Source organism: Paenibacillus sp. YYML68, assembly GCF_027923405.1.
Taxonomy (GTDB): domain Bacteria; phylum Bacillota; class Bacilli; order Paenibacillales; family NBRC-103111; genus Paenibacillus_G.
The window spans coordinates 2,335,331-2,355,779 of record NZ_BQYI01000001.1 but is presented as its reverse complement, the minus strand read 5'-3'; the positions used below and the strand labels follow the sequence as shown (position 1 = coordinate 2,355,779).

21 protein-coding genes and 1 riboswitch are annotated in these 20,449 nt (G+C 51.5%); of the genes, 2 read left to right on the top strand and 19 right to left on the bottom strand.

What is annotated here, in order from left to right; genetic code table 11:
- Positions 1 to 4: 4 nt before the first annotated feature.
- The 10 genes from PAE68_RS10760 to PAE68_RS10715 all read right to left on the bottom strand — a co-directional run bounded on the left by PAE68_RS10760 (position 5) and on the right by PAE68_RS10715 (position 9,082).
- A complete protein-coding gene (locus tag PAE68_RS10760; protein WP_281886803.1) occupies positions 5 to 1,402 on the bottom strand; it encodes a radical SAM/SPASM domain-containing protein in 1,398 nt (465 codons plus the stop codon).
- 85 nt (positions 1,403 to 1,487) lie between these two features.
- A complete protein-coding gene (locus PAE68_RS10755; protein ID WP_281886801.1) occupies positions 1,488 to 1,640 on the bottom strand; it encodes a hypothetical protein in 153 nt (50 codons plus the stop codon).
- A gap of 597 nt (positions 1,641 to 2,237) precedes the next feature.
- Positions 2,238 to 2,786, bottom strand: a complete 549-nt coding sequence (gene ytfJ, locus PAE68_RS10750; protein ID WP_281886798.1) for a GerW family sporulation protein — start codon at positions 2,784 to 2,786, stop codon at positions 2,238 to 2,240.
- Between the two features lie 360 nt (positions 2,787 to 3,146).
- Positions 3,147 to 4,710, bottom strand: a protein-coding gene (locus PAE68_RS10745) for an IS3 family transposase (RefSeq protein ID WP_397378583.1) whose coding sequence is annotated in 2 segments (ribosomal slippage) — positions 3,147 to 4,248 and positions 4,247 to 4,710 — 1,566 coding nt in all. Because the reading frame shifts where the segments join, the coding sequence is not laid out codon by codon here.
- Between the two features lie 106 nt (positions 4,711 to 4,816).
- Positions 4,817 to 5,389 (bottom strand): hypothetical protein, encoded by a 573-nt coding sequence (locus PAE68_RS10740; protein WP_281886796.1) that lies wholly within the window; start codon positions 5,387 to 5,389, stop codon positions 4,817 to 4,819.
- Between the two features lie 181 nt (positions 5,390 to 5,570).
- Positions 5,571 to 5,723, bottom strand: a complete 153-nt coding sequence (locus PAE68_RS10735) for a hypothetical protein (RefSeq protein WP_281886794.1) — start codon at positions 5,721 to 5,723, stop codon at positions 5,571 to 5,573.
- A 378-nt stretch (positions 5,724 to 6,101) separates the two neighbouring features.
- Positions 6,102 to 6,854, bottom strand: a complete 753-nt coding sequence (locus PAE68_RS10730) for a hypothetical protein (protein WP_281886792.1) — start codon at positions 6,852 to 6,854, stop codon at positions 6,102 to 6,104.
- Positions 6,847 to 7,611, bottom strand: a complete 765-nt coding sequence (locus PAE68_RS10725; RefSeq protein WP_281886789.1) for a fluoroquinolone export ABC transporter permease subunit — start codon at positions 7,609 to 7,611, stop codon at positions 6,847 to 6,849. The genes PAE68_RS10730 and PAE68_RS10725 overlap by 8 nt, the downstream gene beginning before the upstream one ends.
- On the bottom strand, positions 7,608 to 8,465 hold the full coding sequence (locus PAE68_RS10720; protein ID WP_281886787.1) for an ABC transporter ATP-binding protein: 858 nt from the start codon (positions 8,463 to 8,465) through the stop codon (positions 7,608 to 7,610). Before PAE68_RS10720 ends, PAE68_RS10725 begins: the two co-directional genes overlap by 4 nt.
- Complete coding sequence (locus tag PAE68_RS10715) at positions 8,462 to 9,082, bottom strand: TetR/AcrR family transcriptional regulator (protein WP_281886784.1); 621 nt, start codon at positions 9,080 to 9,082, stop codon at positions 8,462 to 8,464. Before PAE68_RS10715 ends, PAE68_RS10720 begins: the two co-directional genes overlap by 4 nt.
- Positions 9,083 to 9,211: 129 nt before the next feature.
- On the opposite strand from PAE68_RS10715, the gene PAE68_RS10710 reads away from it, so the two are divergent.
- Entirely contained in the window at positions 9,212 to 9,649 is a 438-nt protein-coding gene (locus PAE68_RS10710; RefSeq protein ID WP_281886782.1) for a hypothetical protein, read from the top strand.
- 144 nt (positions 9,650 to 9,793) lie between these two features.
- A complete protein-coding gene (locus PAE68_RS10705) occupies positions 9,794 to 11,338 on the top strand; it encodes a DUF5050 domain-containing protein (protein WP_281886781.1) in 1,545 nt (514 codons plus the stop codon).
- 387 nt (positions 11,339 to 11,725) lie between these two features.
- On the opposite strand, the gene PAE68_RS10700 is transcribed toward PAE68_RS10705, so the two are convergent.
- The 9 genes from PAE68_RS10700 to PAE68_RS10660 all read right to left on the bottom strand — a co-directional run bounded on the left by PAE68_RS10700 (position 11,726) and on the right by PAE68_RS10660 (position 20,283).
- A complete protein-coding gene (locus PAE68_RS10700; RefSeq protein WP_281886778.1) occupies positions 11,726 to 12,466 on the bottom strand; it encodes a DUF2953 domain-containing protein in 741 nt (246 codons plus the stop codon).
- An 88-nt stretch (positions 12,467 to 12,554) separates the two neighbouring features.
- Complete coding sequence (gene scpB / locus PAE68_RS10695; RefSeq protein WP_281886776.1) at positions 12,555 to 13,169, bottom strand: SMC-Scp complex subunit ScpB; 615 nt, start codon at positions 13,167 to 13,169, stop codon at positions 12,555 to 12,557.
- Entirely contained in the window at positions 13,138 to 13,923 is a 786-nt protein-coding gene (locus PAE68_RS10690) for a segregation and condensation protein A (RefSeq protein ID WP_281886774.1), read from the bottom strand. Before PAE68_RS10690 ends, scpB begins: the two co-directional genes overlap by 32 nt.
- A gap of 137 nt (positions 13,924 to 14,060) precedes the next feature.
- A complete protein-coding gene (gene ribH / locus PAE68_RS10685) occupies positions 14,061 to 14,531 on the bottom strand; it encodes a 6,7-dimethyl-8-ribityllumazine synthase (protein WP_281886771.1) in 471 nt (156 codons plus the stop codon).
- A gap of 73 nt (positions 14,532 to 14,604) precedes the next feature.
- On the bottom strand, positions 14,605 to 15,846 hold the full coding sequence (locus PAE68_RS10680; RefSeq protein WP_281886769.1) for a bifunctional 3,4-dihydroxy-2-butanone-4-phosphate synthase/GTP cyclohydrolase II: 1,242 nt from the start codon (positions 15,844 to 15,846) through the stop codon (positions 14,605 to 14,607).
- Between the two features lie 21 nt (positions 15,847 to 15,867).
- Entirely contained in the window at positions 15,868 to 16,548 is a 681-nt protein-coding gene (gene ribE, locus PAE68_RS10675) for a riboflavin synthase (protein WP_281886767.1), read from the bottom strand.
- 5 nt (positions 16,549 to 16,553) lie between these two features.
- Positions 16,554 to 17,666, bottom strand: a complete 1,113-nt coding sequence (gene ribD / locus PAE68_RS10670; protein WP_281886765.1) for a bifunctional diaminohydroxyphosphoribosylaminopyrimidine deaminase/5-amino-6-(5-phosphoribosylamino)uracil reductase RibD — start codon at positions 17,664 to 17,666, stop codon at positions 16,554 to 16,556.
- A 352-nt stretch (positions 17,667 to 18,018) separates the two neighbouring features.
- Positions 18,019 to 18,203, bottom strand: a riboswitch (FMN riboswitch).
- A 218-nt stretch (positions 18,204 to 18,421) separates the two neighbouring features.
- Positions 18,422 to 18,859 (bottom strand): peptidylprolyl isomerase, encoded by a 438-nt coding sequence (locus PAE68_RS10665; RefSeq protein WP_281886762.1) that lies wholly within the window; start codon positions 18,857 to 18,859, stop codon positions 18,422 to 18,424.
- Between the two features lie 131 nt (positions 18,860 to 18,990).
- A complete protein-coding gene (locus PAE68_RS10660; RefSeq protein ID WP_281886760.1) occupies positions 18,991 to 20,283 on the bottom strand; it encodes a homocysteine synthase in 1,293 nt (430 codons plus the stop codon).
- Positions 20,284 to 20,449: the final 166 nt, after the last annotated feature.

The following is a 20,449-nucleotide window of genomic DNA, read 5'->3' as shown; positions in this document are numbered from 1 at the left end:
AAATTCAGTCCCCCACCGAGCATAAGAGCTCGTCTCGAATACTATCTAAGTAATTGTATACTTGTTGATCGGCATGAGTACAATGTGGCTTGTCCAAGTTCCCATATGTAATCAGCGCCTCTGCTGCACAACCCCCACCGCAAATCGGAGCACAATGGCAGCTACTGCACTGCTGTATTGTAAGAGAATTAAACGCCTTCCACTTACTCCATTTCCAATGGGTTAACTCGAAATTCGGAAAATAATTACCTATTTTATATTCAGGCCGGCCAATTAAATCAGCACACGCATACATATGGCTGTCTGGGCCAAAAACAACTTTACGCCCTTGCACAGATTCACAAAAAACAATGTGAGGTACAAATTCACTTGCTCTGCTACGAAGTTCTGGGTCCAACCGCATTACGGTATGTAAAAAGCGATACATATCAGGACCTATACGCAAACGATTGTTTTTTTCTAGTTCTTCGAGGTCTGGAATATCTTTTCTTAACCGTTTTATGATCTCAAAACCTTCCATTATCGTATCACCTGTGCCCTTACAAGTATGATCAGTAATAGGCGCAAAATGGAGTAAAAAGGCTTCGTGCTCAATAAAACCATTTTTTCGATAATGATTGACCAAATCTCCAACGTAATTGATGTTAGTTTTGTCAATATTTACCCTTAGAACTATTCCAATTCCTTTTTTTAGCGCAGCTAATACGCCCTTTTCAATCCGAGAAAACGTCCCTTGCCCTCCCGTTAAGATACGGCGCTTATCATGAATTTCTTCAGGACCGTCAACAGTAACTGTTATGTTTATGCGATCCCTGTAGTGGAACATTAAATCGACATAACTCTCGAGATGAAACCCATTTGTATTACAAGTAATTCTAAAATCCATAGTAACGGCTTTATCGCATATCTTCTTCACGATATCACGGGTAAAAGGCAGCAAGGGTTCTCCACCAAATAGTTGTAAAAATCCCTTCTGTAGTCCACTTTCTTTATGAAAATAATCTATCGCAAGCATCACAGCATCTAATTGCTCATCTGTCATAAGAGAAATTTTCTCATGAATACTATGATCCTCGAAACAATAAGGACATCTGAAATTACAAGTATAAGTGGGGCATATCACGTATTCCATTTGTTGTAGTGGGGTAGAAAAAGTCAAAGCCTGCTGAATTCTCTTATTCTCCTCTTGAACACTATCATACATATAACCTCTTTGCTTCAGAAGATGTACAAGAGCTTCCTCTTCTTTTGTTTGTGTGGCAGCAGGTCCATATGTTGTTAGTCGATCTATATACTCAATAACATCGTTTGAGAAATAGTCAAGAGCACCGGTCAACGTATTAATAAAGAGGGTTTCTTTGTCATCTAGCGGATAACGCAAATGAAATTTATTTAGAATCATGTCCTTTAATCCCTCCTTAATGCTGTTAAGTTCCATACGACGGTGTACCCTACATTATAGTAGTTGTAGAGTACACCGTATTTCATTAAGCGTTGTTTATCTGAAAACAACAGATGTTGAAGCAGCAAGTTATCTGCAAGCAAGACATCTCATCTCTGTTTTCCAATTCTTCGACTTCATCAGCTAAATTAGTCCAGAGTTCTTTATTCTCGTTGACAGAACGGATCTTAAATGCCATATTACACAACCTCCTTTCTTTTCCTATTCAGTAGATAAATGCAAGTTGTGTTACTCTCTTTATTTTATTTAAATTTATAATATTTTCCATAGTCAATTTGTCCTATCCGTCTGATTACATCTGATTACATATGAAGAAATACAAGCATTCAAGACTTAATAAGAGTAAAGTAACGACAACTAGAGGGCGCTCCTGAAATTCGAAGCCATTATACTAGGAATCCCGCTATCAATTATTTAACCAGCTATCCATTAATGCTTATTAGGAGGCTACCTTCGTGTCTTAACTTACGATCCAACATTGCCGCTCTGAACCTAAAAAACGTTACGTTGAAATGATAATAAAATAAATATGTGAATCTAAGAATAAAATTCGTTCTGTCGGCAGTACATCATGAAATCCCCCTAGTATTTTAAGGAATAGGAGGAGGAGTAGATTTTTTTCTGAAGTAGTCCCTCAAGTGCGGTAATAGCGTTCATAGTGGAACGGACAGGTAACTAAAAACGCAAATCAATTGAGTATGCCATAGTGACTCACTGGAGTAGAAAAAAAAGACCACCCACAATGTGGGCAGCCCAATAATTAAAAAGAATCAGCTTATACAATAAAGTTTTTGTTGTCGGACTGGCTCGTCTGATTAGCCTGCGAGTTCTGTGCTGCCGTTGCACCCATAGTGCTGTCCGTAGTCGAGTTCATACCGGAAGCGCCCATGCCTTGGGATGCGGAGCCGGACTGCTTGCCCTTCATCATCGTCTGGATGCGGTCTACGACTTGAGGAGCGGAGTCGATCAGACGCTCCAGCAGGTGCGTTTGGTTGTCAAGCGGCACGATCTTCACGCCTTGCTTACCTACGACCAAGAAGGCGATTGGCGTAATCGATACACCGCCGCCGCTACCGCCGCCAAACGGAAGCGCGACAGAGGCATTGTGTGCGTCTGTACGTGCTGCTGATGCACCTTGTGCCGGCTCCTCTATAATAAACTCGCTACCGCCTGCCGCGAAGCCGAAGCCCACCTTACTGATCGGCATGATGACGCTGCCGTCCGGTGTTTCAACAGGATCACCAACAATTGTATTGACATCAACCATTTCTTTAATATTTTCCATTGCGGTTTTCATTAGGCCTTGGATTGGATGTTCAGTCATGTTGGACTCCTCCTTGTAGGTAAATGCCTTGAGATATCTGTACTTTTAAAGTATGAGCATATGGCAAAATTCTTATGCGTTTCTCAAGGACGTTCTATTAACATATTGAGTTTTGTACCATCATGCATTGAACGTGTTCGTATCAAATTAAGAATGCATAAGGAGCGGCAGACTATGGACAGATACTACCTGCCATCCCATTGTATAGGATGTTTTCATGTCTGCCGAACAATTAGTTCGAATATTATGATAACTCTGAGAACATCCATGCAATGCAATGAAAGTGACCTCAACCACAAATTCCATGGCGGTGTTTGTCAATATAGTTGTCGTGAATCTTTGAAAATTAAATAGAGTCAATCAGGCTTGTGTCGCCGTTGTTGTAGCTATGGAGTGCTGGACTTTCTCGGGATTAAGATACACTCGTTCGTCTAGACTCCAGTTCCTTATCTTCCCGGACCACCGCCTTGGGTTGTCCTGTCTAGCTTGTTCGTACACTCGCTTTCTCTTCTCAAAAATCTGTTCAGCAAGTCCCTTATGCCTTTGGTTAGGGGTCAGGAAATTAAGCCCGCTGTGGTGATGCTCAGTGTTATACCAATGGACGAACTTCCGTACCCATTCACGGGCTTCTGTCGTCGACTTAAATCCATGTAACGGGTAGCTGGGGCGGTATTTGCAGGTGCGAAACACCGACTCGGCGTAAGGGTTATCGTTGCTGACACGCGGCCTGCTTTTGGAGGGCGTGATTCCTAGGCTGTATAACGTTTCAAGTAGAGTGGCACCCTTCATCGGACTCCCGTTATCCGAATGCAGGACCAGCGGCTCCTTGCGCACAACACACTGTTCGCTCAGGACCGTTCGACGAACCAATGTGCTCGCATGCTCCGCGGATTCTTCATTCCATACCTCCCAGCCTACGATTTTTCGGCTGAATAGATCCAGGATGAGATAGAGGTAGTAGAATAAACCCTTCACAGGACCAGGTAGCCAGGTGATGTCCCACATCCACACTTGGTTGGCCGCCACAGCACAATGGCTCGTTAACGGCTTCGAAACAGGCTTCTTACTGCGACCTCGATGGTGCTGCTGTCCATGAGCATGCATTACGCGATAGAATGTCGATTCGGACGCCATGTAGACACCCTCATCAGCCAGTCGTGGTACGATTTGGCTAGGTGGAAGGCTCTTGTATGCCGGCTGATTCACGACCTCGATAATCTGTTGTCGTTCCACTTCACTTAGCTTGTGGGATGGGGCAGGCCTTACCGCATGCGGCCGTTGATCCTCTTGCGGTGCGCCCTCTTTGCGCCACCGCTGCAAGGTCCGCTGCGTTAATCCGATCTCTTGGCATGCCGCCTCTTCTTTGGCTCCAGCATCTACTGCTTCTTGGATCAGTTCCATGGCCATTCGTCGATCTGAGGCACTGATCATGCGTCCTCTTGGTCCCCCCAGATCGACTGTGCCTTTTTCGCAGCACGAGAAGCGCTGCCGTTTCGGCTAGAGCAGCTTCCTTTCGTTTTAACTCCCGAGTGAGCGTCTTCATTTCTCGCTCTTTAGTTCGGAGTTCTTTTTGCAGCTGGGATGCCTGTTGGGCGAGTCCACCATTGGCTTGCATACAAGCATCCCGCCAAGCTTCAATCTGTTCTGCGTAGAGTCCTTTGGCACGACAGTATTCGGCCAGTTCGACTTCGCTCAACGTAGCGGTTTCCAGCACAATCGAAAACTTATCCCGACTACTCCATTTCTCGGGCTCTGCTCCGCCACCTGGAACGACAGCGCCGTTCGCTCGGGCTTCTTTTTGCCACTTGTACAGCGTCCCTTCGGACAGGCCGCTGTCTCTTGCAATCTGACTCACAGATTCATTATGCGGGGGGATCATTCGTAGTTGTATGTTGCATTTCAATTCCTCACTGTATCTAGCCATCGTCCGTCACCTCTGCCTCTCTGGTTCTACTATACTTTTTATCGAGGGGTACGACAACTATTGTGACACAGGGGGATGGCTAAAGTCGAATACTTATTTAGTGCTACTAATGTGCAAACTTTTTGTTTACACTATCTTTAAGTTTCTGGAAGGTTTCATCTTTGGAAGCAAACTTATTTTCTTTTATATCCTTACCATCAATACTGATTTTGCCTTGGCTGACAGCGTGAATCCAATACGCGTTTCTTTTTTCAGACCAGTTTAGAAACAAAATATATTTATTTCCAGGTACGAGTGTTGTATATCCATCTGCAACCAACTTAGTCTTACCTGGAACGATACCGTTATCTACGGTAAATGCACGTTCAATAATGGGTATGGATGAACTATTAGCTACCGCATTGTTTTGATCCTTAATTACTTTATCAATGTTAACTTCTGTTACCGAGTAACGATCAGTGTATTCGAAGTTCTGTTCGGAAAGTTCTTTTGTATTTGAAGTGGCAGTAACACTTACAACTAATGTAGAATCCTTATATAGGTCATCAACGTTGTCGTATATAGCGTGGTTATATTCCCCATACCAAGCTTCCGCAACAATTTTTTGATCCGCATAATGGTAGGATAGTCCACCTATTAAAGCCAAGCTTGCTACTAAGGCTACCAATTTCTTTTTCATACAATACTAATCCTCCCTCCGCTTAGCTAGTTATAAAAAGTTCACGAACTAGTGAATAACATACAATAGCGAAATGTGAGAGACAATGTAATTATTAAGGAAAAAACCGATCTGTTAATTTTAAAATTATCTATTCGATCGGACAACTGTAGCACATTAGCAATAGCAGTCGCTGCACGAACTAGCCTGAGCGCAGGAGCAGCTTGATCGCTATGTATGCTGATATGCCATGACCAGGCTCCTCCAGCAGCTTGAATCCAGTCATCAGACCGACCAGCATCGGATGAATAGCAGGAGCAATATATGAAATTATGCCGTCGTTAATAACAATCATCCAGTAACTTTCGAGTTTAATACAATACTTCATCCGAACTTCACAGACAAAAACTCCATTGGTGGAGACAAGCACGTTGACAAGTAAACGATCTAAGAAAATATCAAAACCTTGGGTGGTGAATAAAAGGGAATTATTAAAGATTGATGTTGATGGAATTCCAAAAAGGAAATTGTATCAAATTAAGAATGCATAAGGAGCGGCAGACTGACTGCCACTCCTTTTTATGTGAGTTTTGTCGTATGCAACCCCCTTCCTGTCCGGCGTTTCAACAGGATCACCAACAATTGTATTTACATCTGCAACTTTTTTAATAACAAAATGTTTTGTGCCTTGCTGTAATGAGGCTAGTCGGATTCAAATGCCACTCACCTCACATCATCCCTCCGACCGCTTCCAATAAGCCCACAACGCCCCCACGAACCAAACGCCATGCACCACTACTGCACCGACCAACAGCCACAACAGATGAATGTCATAAACCTCCGGTTCATCCAGCACCCCTAGCCAAGCTGTCGGCACTACGAGCAATGCCAGCTTTCCCGGATGCTCAAGCAGCATAACAACGAGCGCCGCGAACGGTAGCAGCGAGCCGAGCTTGGACATCGCCAAGCCCTCAATCTTGTTCGAAGAGAAGGCTGCTAGCATGCACGCATATAGAGGCACCTGCAAGGCGACCAGCACAACGACCCCCATCGTCATCCCTGTCCCATTCCCTGTCCCATTCCCTGTCCCATTCAGAGCCAGACCGCTCCCATATTGATACACCAGCGCCGCTGCTAGTCCGATCGCCGTTGGCAGCAGCAGCCGTTGAACAACGTAGCCTGAGCGCATGAGCGGTGTGATCGCGACGTATGCGGATATGCCTTGATCCCGCTCCTCCAGCAGCTTGAAGCCGGTCATCAACCCGATCAGCATCGGGATGAACAGCAGGAGCAATAGATGAAGCTCATCATAATAGTCAGATAAGCGGTATCCTAACCATTCGAACAAAAGCGTATGAATGGCTGGCACGCCCCACCTTGCGAATGCCGTAATGGCAACAGGACCGAGCACGCTCGTCCATATAGCGGGGTCGACCAACACCCGCCTTTGGTCAGCGGCGAGCAGTCGCAGTGAGCTTTTACCCATTGAGACCGCCTCCGATCTTACCTTGAATCGTCAGCTTCAGCATACGAGAAGCGAATAGCAGTGCTCCCGCATCAGCGGCTAACCATAGACCGTAGCTCCTCGCAAGCTCAACCCACGTAACGTGCGCCTCATCGGCCTCCAGCAGAATGAACGTCCCATCCGTCGGAATGAGCGCAAGCCAAGCTTGCTGCAGTACGCCGAGATAGCCAAGCAGCGGAAGGACGAAGACCAGTGTCCAAGCTTGCGAATAGAGCAGATACCCATTCAGACTACGGCAACGCAGCGCGAGACCAATGCCCAGCCATGTGAAGAACAGCGACGTCAGCAGGACGCCCAGCGCGAAGTGAATCGGGGCATCCGGCAGTCCAGCCGCGAAGCCGTGTATCAGGAACGCTACAACAAGAGATAAGAGTCCGAGCGAGGCCCCCTTCGACAGCACATACTCCGTCACACGGTAAGGCGTGATGAAGAAGCAGTCGAGCAGCCGCTGCTGACGCTCCAAGAGGACGATCCCGCCAGCGAATAGCAGGCCGAGCGCGCTCGGGTCAGAGAACGTCAGCACGACAGCCGTCTTCTCACGGTACGCCTCAGGAATCCACAGCATCAGCAAGTAATACGCCGCACAGACGAACATATACGCATGATAGAACCGATGCCTCCATTGGAACGAGATGTCCTGCCTGAACCCGTTCATCCAACGGCGCCAGCTCCAGAGCAACCCCCACGACCTAGACGTCTTCATCATCTGCTGCCTCATTGCAAGCCTCTCCCTGTCACCTCGATAAAAATCCGCTCCAGCGTCGTCTCCTGCGAATGCAGCGTCTCCACTTGGCCCGTGCGAAGCAGCGCTAAGAAGCGCTCATGATCGCCAAGGCCGTCCAGCTCAAAATGCTCTGCGACCAGCACCCCGCCCCTCTCCCGATGCTCCACGGTCACTCGCCGCGCCCCGTACTTCAGCTTCAGCTGCCGCGGCGTATCGATGAGCCGAATGCGGCCGTCCGTCACGAAGGCGACCCGATCACAGAGCTGCTCGGCCGCCGCCATGTTGTGCGTCGTCAGGATGACCGTCTGCCCCTTCGCCTTGCAGGCTACGATCTGCTCTTTCATTTGCTGTGCGCTGACAGGGTCAAGGCCCGAGGTCGGCTCGTCGAGGAACAGCAGCTCGGGCTCATGCTGCATCGCCCGGCATACGTTTAGACGCATCTTCATCCCTTTGGAAAACTGCCCGACCTTACGGTTCGCCGCCTCCTCAAGACCGAAGCGCGCAAGCAGCTGCTCGGGACTCTCTGACGGCTTCCGATACAACGAGCCGAACCAGTTCAAATTCTCCTTCGCCGTATACCGCTCGTAGAAGTAGGGGAACTCATAGGCGACGCCAATTCGCTCGTAGTCGTCCGGCCCCCACTCGCTCACCTCGCGACCAAGCACCTGCGCGGAGCCTTGATACCCCTTCAGCAGCCCAATCAGCAGCTTCTGCGTCGTGCTCTTACCCGCTCCCGACGGTCCAAGAAAGCCAAATATTTCACCTCGCCTAATGTCGAAGCTGATGTCACGCAGAGCAGGCTCCGCTTGCCTCGGATACGTGTACGTTACCGATTGGACCTCGATCATCGCGCATTCCCTCCATTCATCGCTGCCAGCCCTGCTCCAATCGTGCGGAATAAGAGCTGCATCGTCGGCTCATAGGTGTCTTCGCCGATCTCCTTCTTGTGCAGCGAGAGCAGAATAACCGCGCGTAGCATACTGACGATCAGCTCTGGACTAGTGCCGCTTGCGAGCCCGGCCTGCTGCCAGCGCTCCACGACCGGCTGCAGCGCATCCTGATCGTCAGCCGCATTGCGAGCAAGCCGCTCCGGTGGCAGCTTCCGCAGCAGCAGCTCCAGCTGTCCCGGCTCCAGCATCTGCTGCAGCACCGTGCTCGCTTCAATCGCTCGGAGCGACTCCTGTAGAAATAACGCCACACTGTCAGCCGAAGGCTTAGCTTGAAGCTCCATCAGCTGCAGCATACGCTCCCTGACCGCTTGCTCCTCCTGCTCGATAAGGTCGAAGAACAGCTCCTCCTTGGAGCTATAGAACAAGTAGAACGCCCCCTGCGAGATGCCGCAGCTGCGCGTCAAGTCCGATACGCTCGTTTTCTTCAAGCCTAGCGTGCCGAACAAGCGGCGTCCCTCCTCCTGTAGCTTCGCCATAATGACGTCACGCTCGGCATCACCGAATTTTTTAGGCATAAACGAATCTCCTCTATAATCAATCATATATGAATAAAATGACTATATGAATAATTTTATCATATATTCACAATGAATACAACAAAAAACCGTCACTCCACTCGGAGCAGACGGCTTATATGAGCTTGCATGGACACTCGTACGCTGGCGATTCGATTCATGCTCATTCCTCAACTGGTAGCAGGGAAACAAATCTACATGAAAAACTTCATCCGCTCAGATGGATACGCTCAATTTGTCGTACTTGATGCTAATAACTTCAGCAACGTTCTTGCTGATTTCTACTTTTATGTAGGTGATCGTGGCATCTATCCATCTAATGCTAATTTCATCCGCCAAATTACGCTGTGCCAAGCTGTTAAGAATTTCTTAAATGGGGCATACATGAACAATGCACAGTTTAGCCAAGCGTATCTCTACAGTTCGAGCGGTTATGCGCCTGTATCTTCCGCGAATACAACAACGCGTCGTGGGGTGTTTGGTACTAACAGTACTAACGTTAACCAGGTATCGGTCAATAGTTATACACAGTGGGACTCAGAAAGCGTGAATATTCACTTTTATTAAGTTATACGTTATTGCAAGATAATACACCCCCCTCATGTTTTTACATAGGGGGGTTAAGTCTTTCTTATTCCGCAAATACTTTTTACGACTGCTGCAACATAAATACCAAAAAGCTCGTTAATTTCTTACGAAGGAGATGATACGATGTTGAAAAGAAAATGTATTAGTTTAGGGCTGGCAGTAATTTTGGGATTATGTTTTGTGTTGCATACAGAAAAGGCCAATGCCGCTGATACGAATGTAAAGGTCACCATACCGCAATTTAAAGTGAGTTTGAATGGGAACAACATAGAAAATCAAAACCGCGAATATCCTTTGTTAGTTTATAGGGATATTACCTATTTCCCCATGACTTGGTATGATTCCAGAATGCTTGGCTTAGAAGCAAGCTGGTCTGCCACGAACGGCCTCAGTATCAAGCAGGGCCCCGTCACTTCCTCTTATGTACCATACAAATCAGATTCGCGTAATGCTCAAACTTATTGGGCTGAAGCGCCTGCTTCTGTTGTAACAATAAATGGTAAGGTTATTGATAATAGCAAAGAAACGTATCCGCTTATTAGTTTTCGTGATGTTACTTATTTTCCATTGACTTGGCGGTTTGCTCATGATGAATTCGGTTGGGATTATCAATGGAGTGATGCTTCAGGATTAAGTATTACCTCGAACAATGACCAAGTGAAAGATGTCGAACTCTCGGACAAAGCTACGCTTAAAGATGTTGCTTTGCATAATGGCTCTTATTATTACGTAGAAACGATTGATGATGTCAATCATGTTTATCAGGCTCCCTTACACCAACCGACCAGTAAAAAAGAGATCCATTCGTTCTACACCGATGATAAATATTATTCAAGTCGAGTTACCTTTCAAGTCAGAGGCAGTTCATTGTGGTTGATGTATCATACGGGGAGAGGCGTCACCGGGCGTGACAATTATGTAAAGATCACTCAAGATGGCAAAGCTGAAAAGCAACTACACGGATATCTGGATTTCCTTGAATCATCATATGGCACTATAGTTTTCGGACTTCCAGGTGGAGATATGTATTTAACTCAACCGGGGGAAGATTGGTCTAAAGGTAAACGCATTGGAGATTTTAATACAACGTATGGGAATCAACGCGGCATAAATATCCCTTTTAGTGCCGCTGGAATTTCGGGAGATAGCCTATACGTGTTGTGCTCAGGTGAACCCGGTGAACAAAACTCTCTTTGCAGGATTAACCTTAAAACCAATACGACTTATCCGACGATCCAATCAGGACTTAAGGCTTTTAAAATCATGGACAACATATTGTATTTCATTCGAAGCAAGGATGATATGCTTTATTCGTCAGCCCTTGACGGAACAGCTGAGACTCTAATTTCCGAGCGTCCTGTTTCATGGTTCGATGTTATCAACGGGAATGTGTTTTATATGTCAAAAGATCAAAATCCCGGTTTGTACCAAGCAGATCCTATAAATAATGACAAGCTGCTCCTGCCTTCAAATGTTAGCAGTGTTCAAGTTATGAATAACAAGCTTGTGTGTCAGATGACCAAGGATGCGAATTATGGCGTAGTACTATTTGATGGTTTGGGCAATATACTCCTCAGCGTTGCGGATCCAGTGACACGGATCTATAAGTCTGACAGTGGGTTGTTATTCCATGGCGCCAACGATTCGGGTATTAAGACTGTCCGTTAAACACCAAAGAGAATTTAAGTGAGGGATACGTCCTTCGATTTGTTTCCGGGCTGCGATCAGATGATTGTGGCTCGGCAATTGTGAGTTGTAACTTAAAATGTCGTTGATTGGAAGATAAAATGTCGTTGAATTGGAACATAAATGTCGTGAGCTCATACCTTGATGGTATGGGCTTTTTTATGTTTTTCATTAGTTATTTGATGAAACCATAGATGACTATACATACTTAATCAAAGCGTTCATGGAAAGATACTTGCTGAAATTGAAGAGTACCAGGAAAACTCCGAAGTCCAGTAGCTATTGGCACTTGGTGACAGCTTCGCTGGTACTCCCCCTATATGTAATATTCTTATGAAGCTTAAGCTTCATACTCACCCCAACGCAGCCTCACCCAAGCCTAGGCTCCTTATTCGGGAACAGCACCCGTCGCCAAGCAGCGAACCCGCCCTCGGCCTTCCTGATCTTCAGCAGCAGCTGAACGCCGCATACGACCATATGCCACACACGCAGACGCATGACGAAGCTGCCCTCCAGGTGTAGCATGTTCCGGTTGAAGGCCGGGATGACCTCCAGCCTCGGCTGCGCCTCCAGCTTGATGAAGCGGAACAAGTAGCCGAGAATCGAAGACTTCAGCCCCCATACCGTCCCCACGAGAAAAGCTGTCTCCGGCGCCTCGCCAACGCCGACCGTCGTCCGCCAAGTCAGCTGACGGCAGTGCGTATGTCCGAGCACACATTTCACCCATTCATGCAGATCAACGGTATGCTTCAGCAGCGTCATGAACTTGTCGAAGGTATTGCGTATGACCTCCGCTGTAATGTTCCCCTGACGCTTCGTCTTATTGTCGGCGTTCGCATTAATCTGCTCCAGTTGAACCTCTACCCCTTCGTTCAGGCCTCTGTAACGGAGCACCGGAATGTTCAGCTTATACCGAACCATGCCGAATAGAGCCTTCATATTCGCCCGAATGTCATCATCCTTGTTGCGGTGGCTGAACTCCACACTGACCGTGACGTAGCTCGCCATCACGATCGTGAAGATAACGAAGATCACCACTGCTGCCCAGATCCACACCATATCATCGTTCCTCCCTTGCCCTTGCGGCAGGCCCGTGCTCAGATGAAGCACGATATAGAAAAACTCCCGATACGAAAGCCGCCGCTTCGTTTCCTCGGGAGTTAGTATGGCCCTGCTATGGCAAAACATGCACGAGCCGCTAAGACTCGCGTGCGCTGGATACATCCTCGAACGTCATCTGCGTCCCATCCAGCTTCTCGAACAGCATTCTCGTCTCTTCCTCAAGACTGTCCTCGCTCTCGAACAGACTCGTCTCCGGCAGCTCCGCAAGGCTAGGCAGCCCAAAGTAATCGAGGAACGACTTCGTCGTTCCGTACAGAATCGGCCTGCCCGGCGCATCGGCACGGTCGACCTCCTGGATCAAATCCTTCGCCACCAGCGTCTGAATGGCGCGGTCCGCCTTCACCCCGCGAATCTCCTCGATACCGACACGTGTGATCGGCTGCCGATATGCAACGATCGCGAGCGTCTCGAGCGCAGCCTGCGACAGCGACGAGCGGGAGGGCGAGTAGGCAAGCCGCTCGAAGTAGAGGGCATGCTCTGGCACGGTCGTCAGCTGGTACGTACCTGCGAGCTGGACGATCTGCAAGCCGCGCCGCTGCCGCTTCAGCTCGTCCTGCAGCTCACGCACGAGCTCGGCTGCGAAGGCCGCATCCATCTCCAGCACCTCAGCCAGCTGCTTCGCGTCGAGCCCCTCGTCGCCAGCTACGAACAGCAAGCCTTCAATAACTGATTTCATCTGTGCTGAATCCATCTGCCGCTCCATCCTCCCGCGCCTGTATCACGATGTCATCGAACAACTGATGCTGGAAGCAGACGATCCGCTTCACCTTCATCAGCTCCAGTAATGCCAAGAACGTCACAACGATCGAATCTCTCGTATGCTCCCGCTCAAGGAGTCGCGAGAACAGCACCTTGCCGCCCATACGCTCCAGCGAATCCAGCACCTCGAGCATCCGATCCTTCACCGATATTTCATCCTTGCGAATTTTCGCCACGGCATGACGGCTCGCCATTCTACGCATCGCCTTACGGAAGGCGTGCACCAGGTCCGTAACGCTCAAGCCTTGCACCGGATTCTCCTGTATAACAGGTACGTAAGGCGTCAAGTCCTCCGGCTCCCGCGTGTAGATGAGACTCCGTTCCGTTTCCTTCTCCCGCAGATGGTCGGCAATCGCCTTATACTTCCGGTATTCGATCAGCTTCGCCACGAGCTCAGCCCGCGGGTCGTAATCGTCATCCATCATGTAATCGTCGAATTCCAGATCGATGACCGGCGGCTTCGGCAGCAGCATCTTGCTCTTGATCGACAGCAGCGTCGCGGCCATCACGATGAACTCGCTCGTCACCTCGAGCTCCAGCTCTGTCAGCGCAGACAAATATTCCATATATTGATCTGTAATCTGCTTGATCGGAATGTCGTAGATGTCGACCTCAGCCTTATCAATCAGATGCAGCAGCAAGTCAAGGGGGCCTTCAAACGTTTCGAGCTTAACTGTAACCTTCACCTGTCGTTCGTTCCCCCTTGTATCACTTCTGCTGGTTGCCTAGGCTGTATGCTCAATCGATCATAAGACGCAATTCTTTATTGGAAAATGCGGCCATGCCGCACCTCATGTGTACGCTATTACAAGGTATAGCTGAATTAAGCCTCGAACTGCTTCAGCAGGTTCGCCATCTCAATTGCCGTAACGGCAGCCTCCCAGCCCTTATTACCGGCCTTCGTGCCTGCACGCTCCACCGCCTGCTCGATCGAATCGGTCGTCAGCACGCCGAAGATCGTCGGCACGCCTGTCTTCAGCGCGATCGCCGATACACCCTTCGCCGCCTCGTTGCAGACGTAGTCGAAGTGCGGCGTCGATCCGCGAATGACCGCGCCGAGCGTAATGACCGCATCGTACTTGCCACTCTCGGCCATCTTCTGTGCGATCAGCGGAATCTCGAATGCGCCCGGCACCCATGCGACCTCGATCTCCTCTTCCTCGACACCATGACGCTTCAGCGCGTCAAGCGCGCCCGAGACGAGCTTGCCGACAATAAACTCGTTGAATCGACCTGCAACGATCCCGTATTTTAACCCTTTCGACACCAATTGACCTTCGTATACTTTCGCCATAATTGCACAACTTCCTTCCGGTATTTATATTTTTTGTGACAATCCTGTTACTTCCACCTAACACTTCGTACGATCAATTCGTAAAATCGAGCAAATGCCCAAGCTTCGCCTGCTTCGTATGCAGGTAGCCCGTATTGTCCTCGTTCTCCTCCATCTGCAGCGGCACGCGCTCGACGACCTCGAGGCCATAGCCCTCAAGACCGCGAATCTTGCGCGGATTGTTCGTCAAGAGCCGAATGTTGCGGATGCCGAGATCCTTCAGAATCTGGGCGCCAATTCCATAGTCGCGCAAGTCAGCAGCGAAGCCCAGCTCCAGGTTCGCATCGACCGTATCGAGCCCCTGCTCCTGCAGCTTGTAAGCCTTCAGCTTGTTGATGAGCCCGATGCCGCGGCCCTCCTGACGCATGTACAGCAGCACGCCGCTGCCCGCTTCCTCGATCTGACGCATCGCCGCCGCGAACTGCGGACCGCAATCGCACCGATGGGAGTGGAACACGTCGCCAGTCAAGCACTCGGAGTGTACGCGGACGAGCGTCGGCGTCGAGCCATCGATTTTCCCCTTAACGAGGGCGACATGCTCCTTGTTATCGACAACGTTCGAATAGGCAATCGTCTGGAACGTACCGAAGTCGGTCGGCATCCGCACCTCGACCTCACGCTGAATCAGCTTCTCCTTATGATTGCGGTAGCGGATCAAGTCCTGAATCGTAATGATCTTCAGGTCATGCTTGCGGGCGATCTCCATCAGCTGCGGCACGCGTGCCATCTCGCCGTCTTCCTTGATGACCTCGCAGATGACAGCCGCCGGGTACGAGCCGCACATACGGGCCAGATCGACCGCCGCCTCCGTATGTCCTGCACGCCGCAGCACACCGCCCTTCTTCGCGATCAATGGGAAAATGTGCCCCGGACGACGGAAGTGATGCGCCTTCGTCTTCGGATCAATCAGCGCCTTGACCGTCCGAGAGCGCTCCGACGCGGAGATACCCGTCGTCGTCTCGACGTGATCGACCGATACGGTGAACGCGGTACCGTGGTAGTCCGTGTTGCGCTGCACCATTGGCGGCAGGTCCAGCTCCAGCGCACGCTCCTCCGTAATCGGGATGCAGACGAGGCCACGGCCTTCCTTGATCATGAAGTTAATGACCTCCGGCGTCGTCTTCTCGGCCAGCGCGATGAAGTCGCCTTCGTTCTCGCGGTCCTCATCGTCGACGACGATAATGACCTTGCCGAGCATCAGATCGTAGATCGCTTCCTCTATCGGGTGAAACTTGAATTGCTCCGTTTGCTCAGCTTGCTCCTTATGCTCGCTCATCGGATTCGCCTCCCAGATCTGTTACATGAATCCATTTTCTTGTAAAAAAGCTTCCGTCAGCCGCCCGCTGCCGCCTCGCCCGCGGACTTGTCCATGCTGAGCCGTCGCCCCCGGGTACGTCATCAGCCGCTCAATGTACTTGCCGAGCACGTCCGCCTCAAGGTTGACCTCGTCGCCCGCCTTCTTGTGCTGCAGCACCGTCTCGGCCAGCGTGTGCGGAATGATCGACACCGTGAAGGTGGCGTCGTCCGTATCGACGACGGTCAAGCTGATGCCGTCAATCGTGATCGAGCCGTGCGGGATGACATACTTGAGCATGCCCGCATCGTGCGGCTCGACCCGGAAGACAACCGCGTTCTCCTCCGGCGTGCGGCTCTTGATCGTGCCCGTCGAATCGACGTGTCCCTGCACGATATGACCGCCGAAGCGGCCGCCTGCGGCCATCGCACGCTCCAGATTGACCGGTGAGCCGGTTGACAGCCGCTCCAGATTCGTGCGGCGGAACGTCTCGGGCATGACGTCGACGGTGAAGCTGCTCTCGTCGAAGCTGACGACCGTTAAGCATACGCCGTTGACGGCGATGCTGTCGCCGAGCTTCACATCGTCGAGCACGCGCCTCGCGCCGATCGTCAGCACCATCGCCTGACCGCTTCGCGCGATGCGGCGCATCGTGCCGATTTCTTCTATGATGCCGGTAAACATGTGCATCAGCCCTCGCTTTCGTAGCGCGGATAGCCAGTCAGGAGGACGTCGTCGCCGACCGTCTCCACCTTCATCCGCTCGATTCGGATCGCCCGGCTCATCTGGTCGAAGCCGGGGAAGTCAAAGCTGCAGGGGGCCATCGCGCCCCCGCCAATAATCTTCGGCGCGAGGAACAGCGCCAGCTTGTTCACGAGCCCTGCTGCGAGCAGGGCTCCGCTCAGCTTGCCGCCGCCTTCGACGAGCAGCGAGCCGATCTCGCGCTCGCCGAGCCGCTCCATGGCGGCGAGTAGATCGACTGCGGGTCCTGGGCCGCAGTCCAGCACCTCCACGCCGCGCGCCTCGAGAGCGCGGCGCCGCTCGCTCGGCGCAGCCTCGGTCGTCAGCACGACCGTAGGCGCCGAGCCGTCCCGCACGAGCTGCGCCTCGTGCGGCAGCCTCAGCTGCGAGTCTACGACGACTCGCAGCGGGTTCAGACCCGGCACAGGCAGCCGGGTCGTCAGCAGCGGATCATCAGCGAGCACCGTGCCGATGCCGACCATGATCGCCTGGTTCCGGTGGCGAAGCAGATGTCCCTGCTCACGGGCAGCCGGGCCCGTGATCCACTTGCTGTCGCCCGTCCTCGCGGCGACCTTGCCGTCGAGCGTGCTCGCGCTCTTGACGGTGACGAACGGACGGCGTGTCAAGATATACGCGTTGAACGCCTCGTTCAGCGCCTCCGCCTCAGCAGCCAGCACGCCGGTCACGACCTCGATGCCGTGCGCCGCAAGCCGCGCCAGTCCGCTGCCCGCGACGAGCGGGTTCGCATCGGTCGCCGCGACGACAACGCGCTTCACCTTCTCGCGAATAAGCCTGTCGCTGCACGGCGGCGTGCGGCCGTGATGACTGCACGGCTCAAGGGTGACGTACACCGTCGCCCCTTCGGCCTCGGCTCCGGCCATATTGAGCGCATGCACCTCGGCATGGCCCTCCCCGCGCTTTAGATGCGCGCCGAGGCCGACGATGCGCCCGTCCTTGACGACGACACAGCCGACGACCGGGTTGATGCCGGTCTGTCCGGTAGCCGCCGCGGCCAGCTGCAGCGCCAGCCGCATATAATATTCATCATTCAGAATGTCCATAGATGCTCTAGCCTCCCGCACCTTGCTCCAATCAGGTGTTCGGCATCATACGTGCTCATATGAGTAACATGAGCACGACAAAAAGCCGCTTTTCGCTATCGCAAAAAGGGCTGATGGTAACAAAAGGGTCGAAATCGCTCTCGAGTCGAGTAAATCGATGCAAGCTATGCATAGGTGCAGCTCAAACGAACGACATCCAGTTTGCCTGTATCGACACAGCTCGAAGCAAGCCTCGGACGCGGACAGAAGCAGCCCCAATAGCTGATACCTGCTGTCGCATGACGAAACAAGCTCGAATGAGCATGTGAAACAAAGCACAACCAGCTGCGTAAGCTGTAGCATCGAAGCCCGCTTTCCCCTTCTCCCATCCAGACTATACTGTCGGTCTCGGACTTGCACCGAGTCCACCGGCAACGGCTGTGCCAAGCGTTAAGCTTAGCTTCACAAGCTGCTGCACGGGTCACGGACTGAGGCGACCGCCAGTGGCAGCCGCGCATCACCGCCGGTTGGGAATTTCACCCAGCCCCGAAGTGGTAGCGTATATATTGCATTGAAAATTAAATCATGCTAATAATATGCAAATCATAGCATTGAATTCGGACATTTGCAACAGTTTTCACGAAAATAATAAAGCAACTTACTAAAAGTATGTTTATACCAACAAAAAGACGACCCTTCCGAAGCTGCTGCTGCAGCCTCCTCCGGATCGCCCCTTCTTCAAGTCAAGCCGCAGAATGAGTCTTCGATCGCTCGAATTACTCCTCCCACACCTTCACTTCCTTCATCTTCGTGCCTTGACGCACCGCGTCAACATGCTCCATGCCTTCAGTCACCTTGCCGAACACGGTATGGTTGCCGTCCAGATGCGGCTGTGGCGCGTAGCAGATGTAGAACTGGCACGAGCCTGTGTCGCGACCCGCATGCGCCATCGCGAGTGTGCCACGCTCATGCTTCGACGTGTTCGTAGCTGTCTCACACTTGATCGTGTAGCCAGCGCCGCCAGTGCCTGTACCCTTCGGGCAGCCGCCCTGCGCGACGAAGCCTGGGATGACGCGGTGGAACGACAGGCCGTTATAGAAGCCCTCGTTTGCCAGCTTTTCGAAGTTCGCTACCGTATTCGGCGCTTCCTCCGGGAAGAAATCAATATTAATTTTATTACCGTTTTCCAGCTCAATCGTACCTTTTTTCGCCATCGACAGATGCATCCTTTCCGAATGGGAATATGTAGGGTCTATACATTCGATCATTACCGCTACCGAACGATCCCTACTATTCTACTACAACTTGTCCACAAATGAAAACCGAATGCCGCGCAAGCTCGATATTAAGCCTGGCTCGCTGCAATTGCTTGTCCGAGATCGTACAGCAGGTCGTCGATGCCCTCTGTGCCGATCGACAGACGAATCATGCCCGGCGTTACGCCCGTCGACTCGAGCTCCTCGCCCTCCAGCTGGCTGTGCGTCGTGCTCGCCGGATGAATGATGAGCGACTTCGAATCGCCAACATTCGCAAGGTGCGAGAACAGCTGAACGCTGTTGATTACGCGACGGCCAGCCGCGATGCCGCCCTTGATGCCGAACGTCAAGATTGCGCCTTGACCCTTCGGCAAGTACTTCTGCGCAAGGCTGTAGGACGAATGCTGCTCAAGGCCCGGATAGCTGACCCACTCCACCGCCTCATGCTGCTCCAGATAGCGGGCTACCTGCAGCGCATTCGAGCAGTGACGCTCCATACGCAGGTGCAGCGTCTCAAGACCCTGCAAGATCTGGAACGAGTTGAATGGCGAGATCGCCGCGCCCATATCGCGCAGCAGCTGGACGCGCGCCTTGATGATGTAGGCGATCGGACCGACCGCATCGGTATAGACGACGCCATGATAGCTCGGGTCTGGCTCCGTCAGACCCGGGAACTTGCCGCTCGACTTCCAGTCGAACTTGCCGCCGTCGACGATAATACCGCCGATGGACGTTCCGTGACCGCCGATGAACTTCGTCGCCGAGTGGACGACGATATCTGCGCCATGCTCAATCGGGCGGCACAGGTACGGGCTCGCGAGCGTATTGTCCACGATGAGCGGGATGCCATGCTCATGTGCGATGGCTGCTACAGCTGCAATATCGAGCACATCGCCTCTCGGGTTGCCGATCGTCTCCGCATACAGCGCCTTCGTGTTCTCCGTAATAGCAGCGCGGAAGTTCTCCGGGTTGTCCGGGTTGACGAACTTCACCTGAATGCCCAGCTTCGGCAGCGTCGTTGCGAACAAGTTATACGTTCCGCCGTACAGGCTCGTCGCCGATACGATCTCATCGCCAGCACCGGCAATGTTCATGATCGAATACGTAATCGCAGCTTGTCCGGAAGCTGTCGCGAGCGCAGCAGGTGCGCCCTCAAGAGCAGCTACGCGCTTCTCGAACACATCGGTTGTAGGATTCATCAGACGTGTATAGATGTTGCCGAACTGCTTCAGCGCGAACAAGTCTGCTGCATGCTCCGTATCCTTGAAGCCATACGAGGTCGTCTGGTAGATCGGCACCGCTCTCGACATTGTCGACGGGTCAATCTCTTGTCCTGCATGTACAGCTAACGTGTCCAAGCTCCATTGCGGCTTCTCACTCATTGGTTTCATTCCTCCATTATGTACGTTCGTATTAATATTGCTGTAGCGCTTACATATATACTGTAATAACAGACTCGAGGTATCTCGAGCTGTTATGGTAAGCCTCGTATTCGGAGACGAACTGACGTCCAGCACCAGCCTTCTGCAGCAGCTGGTGCTGGTCACG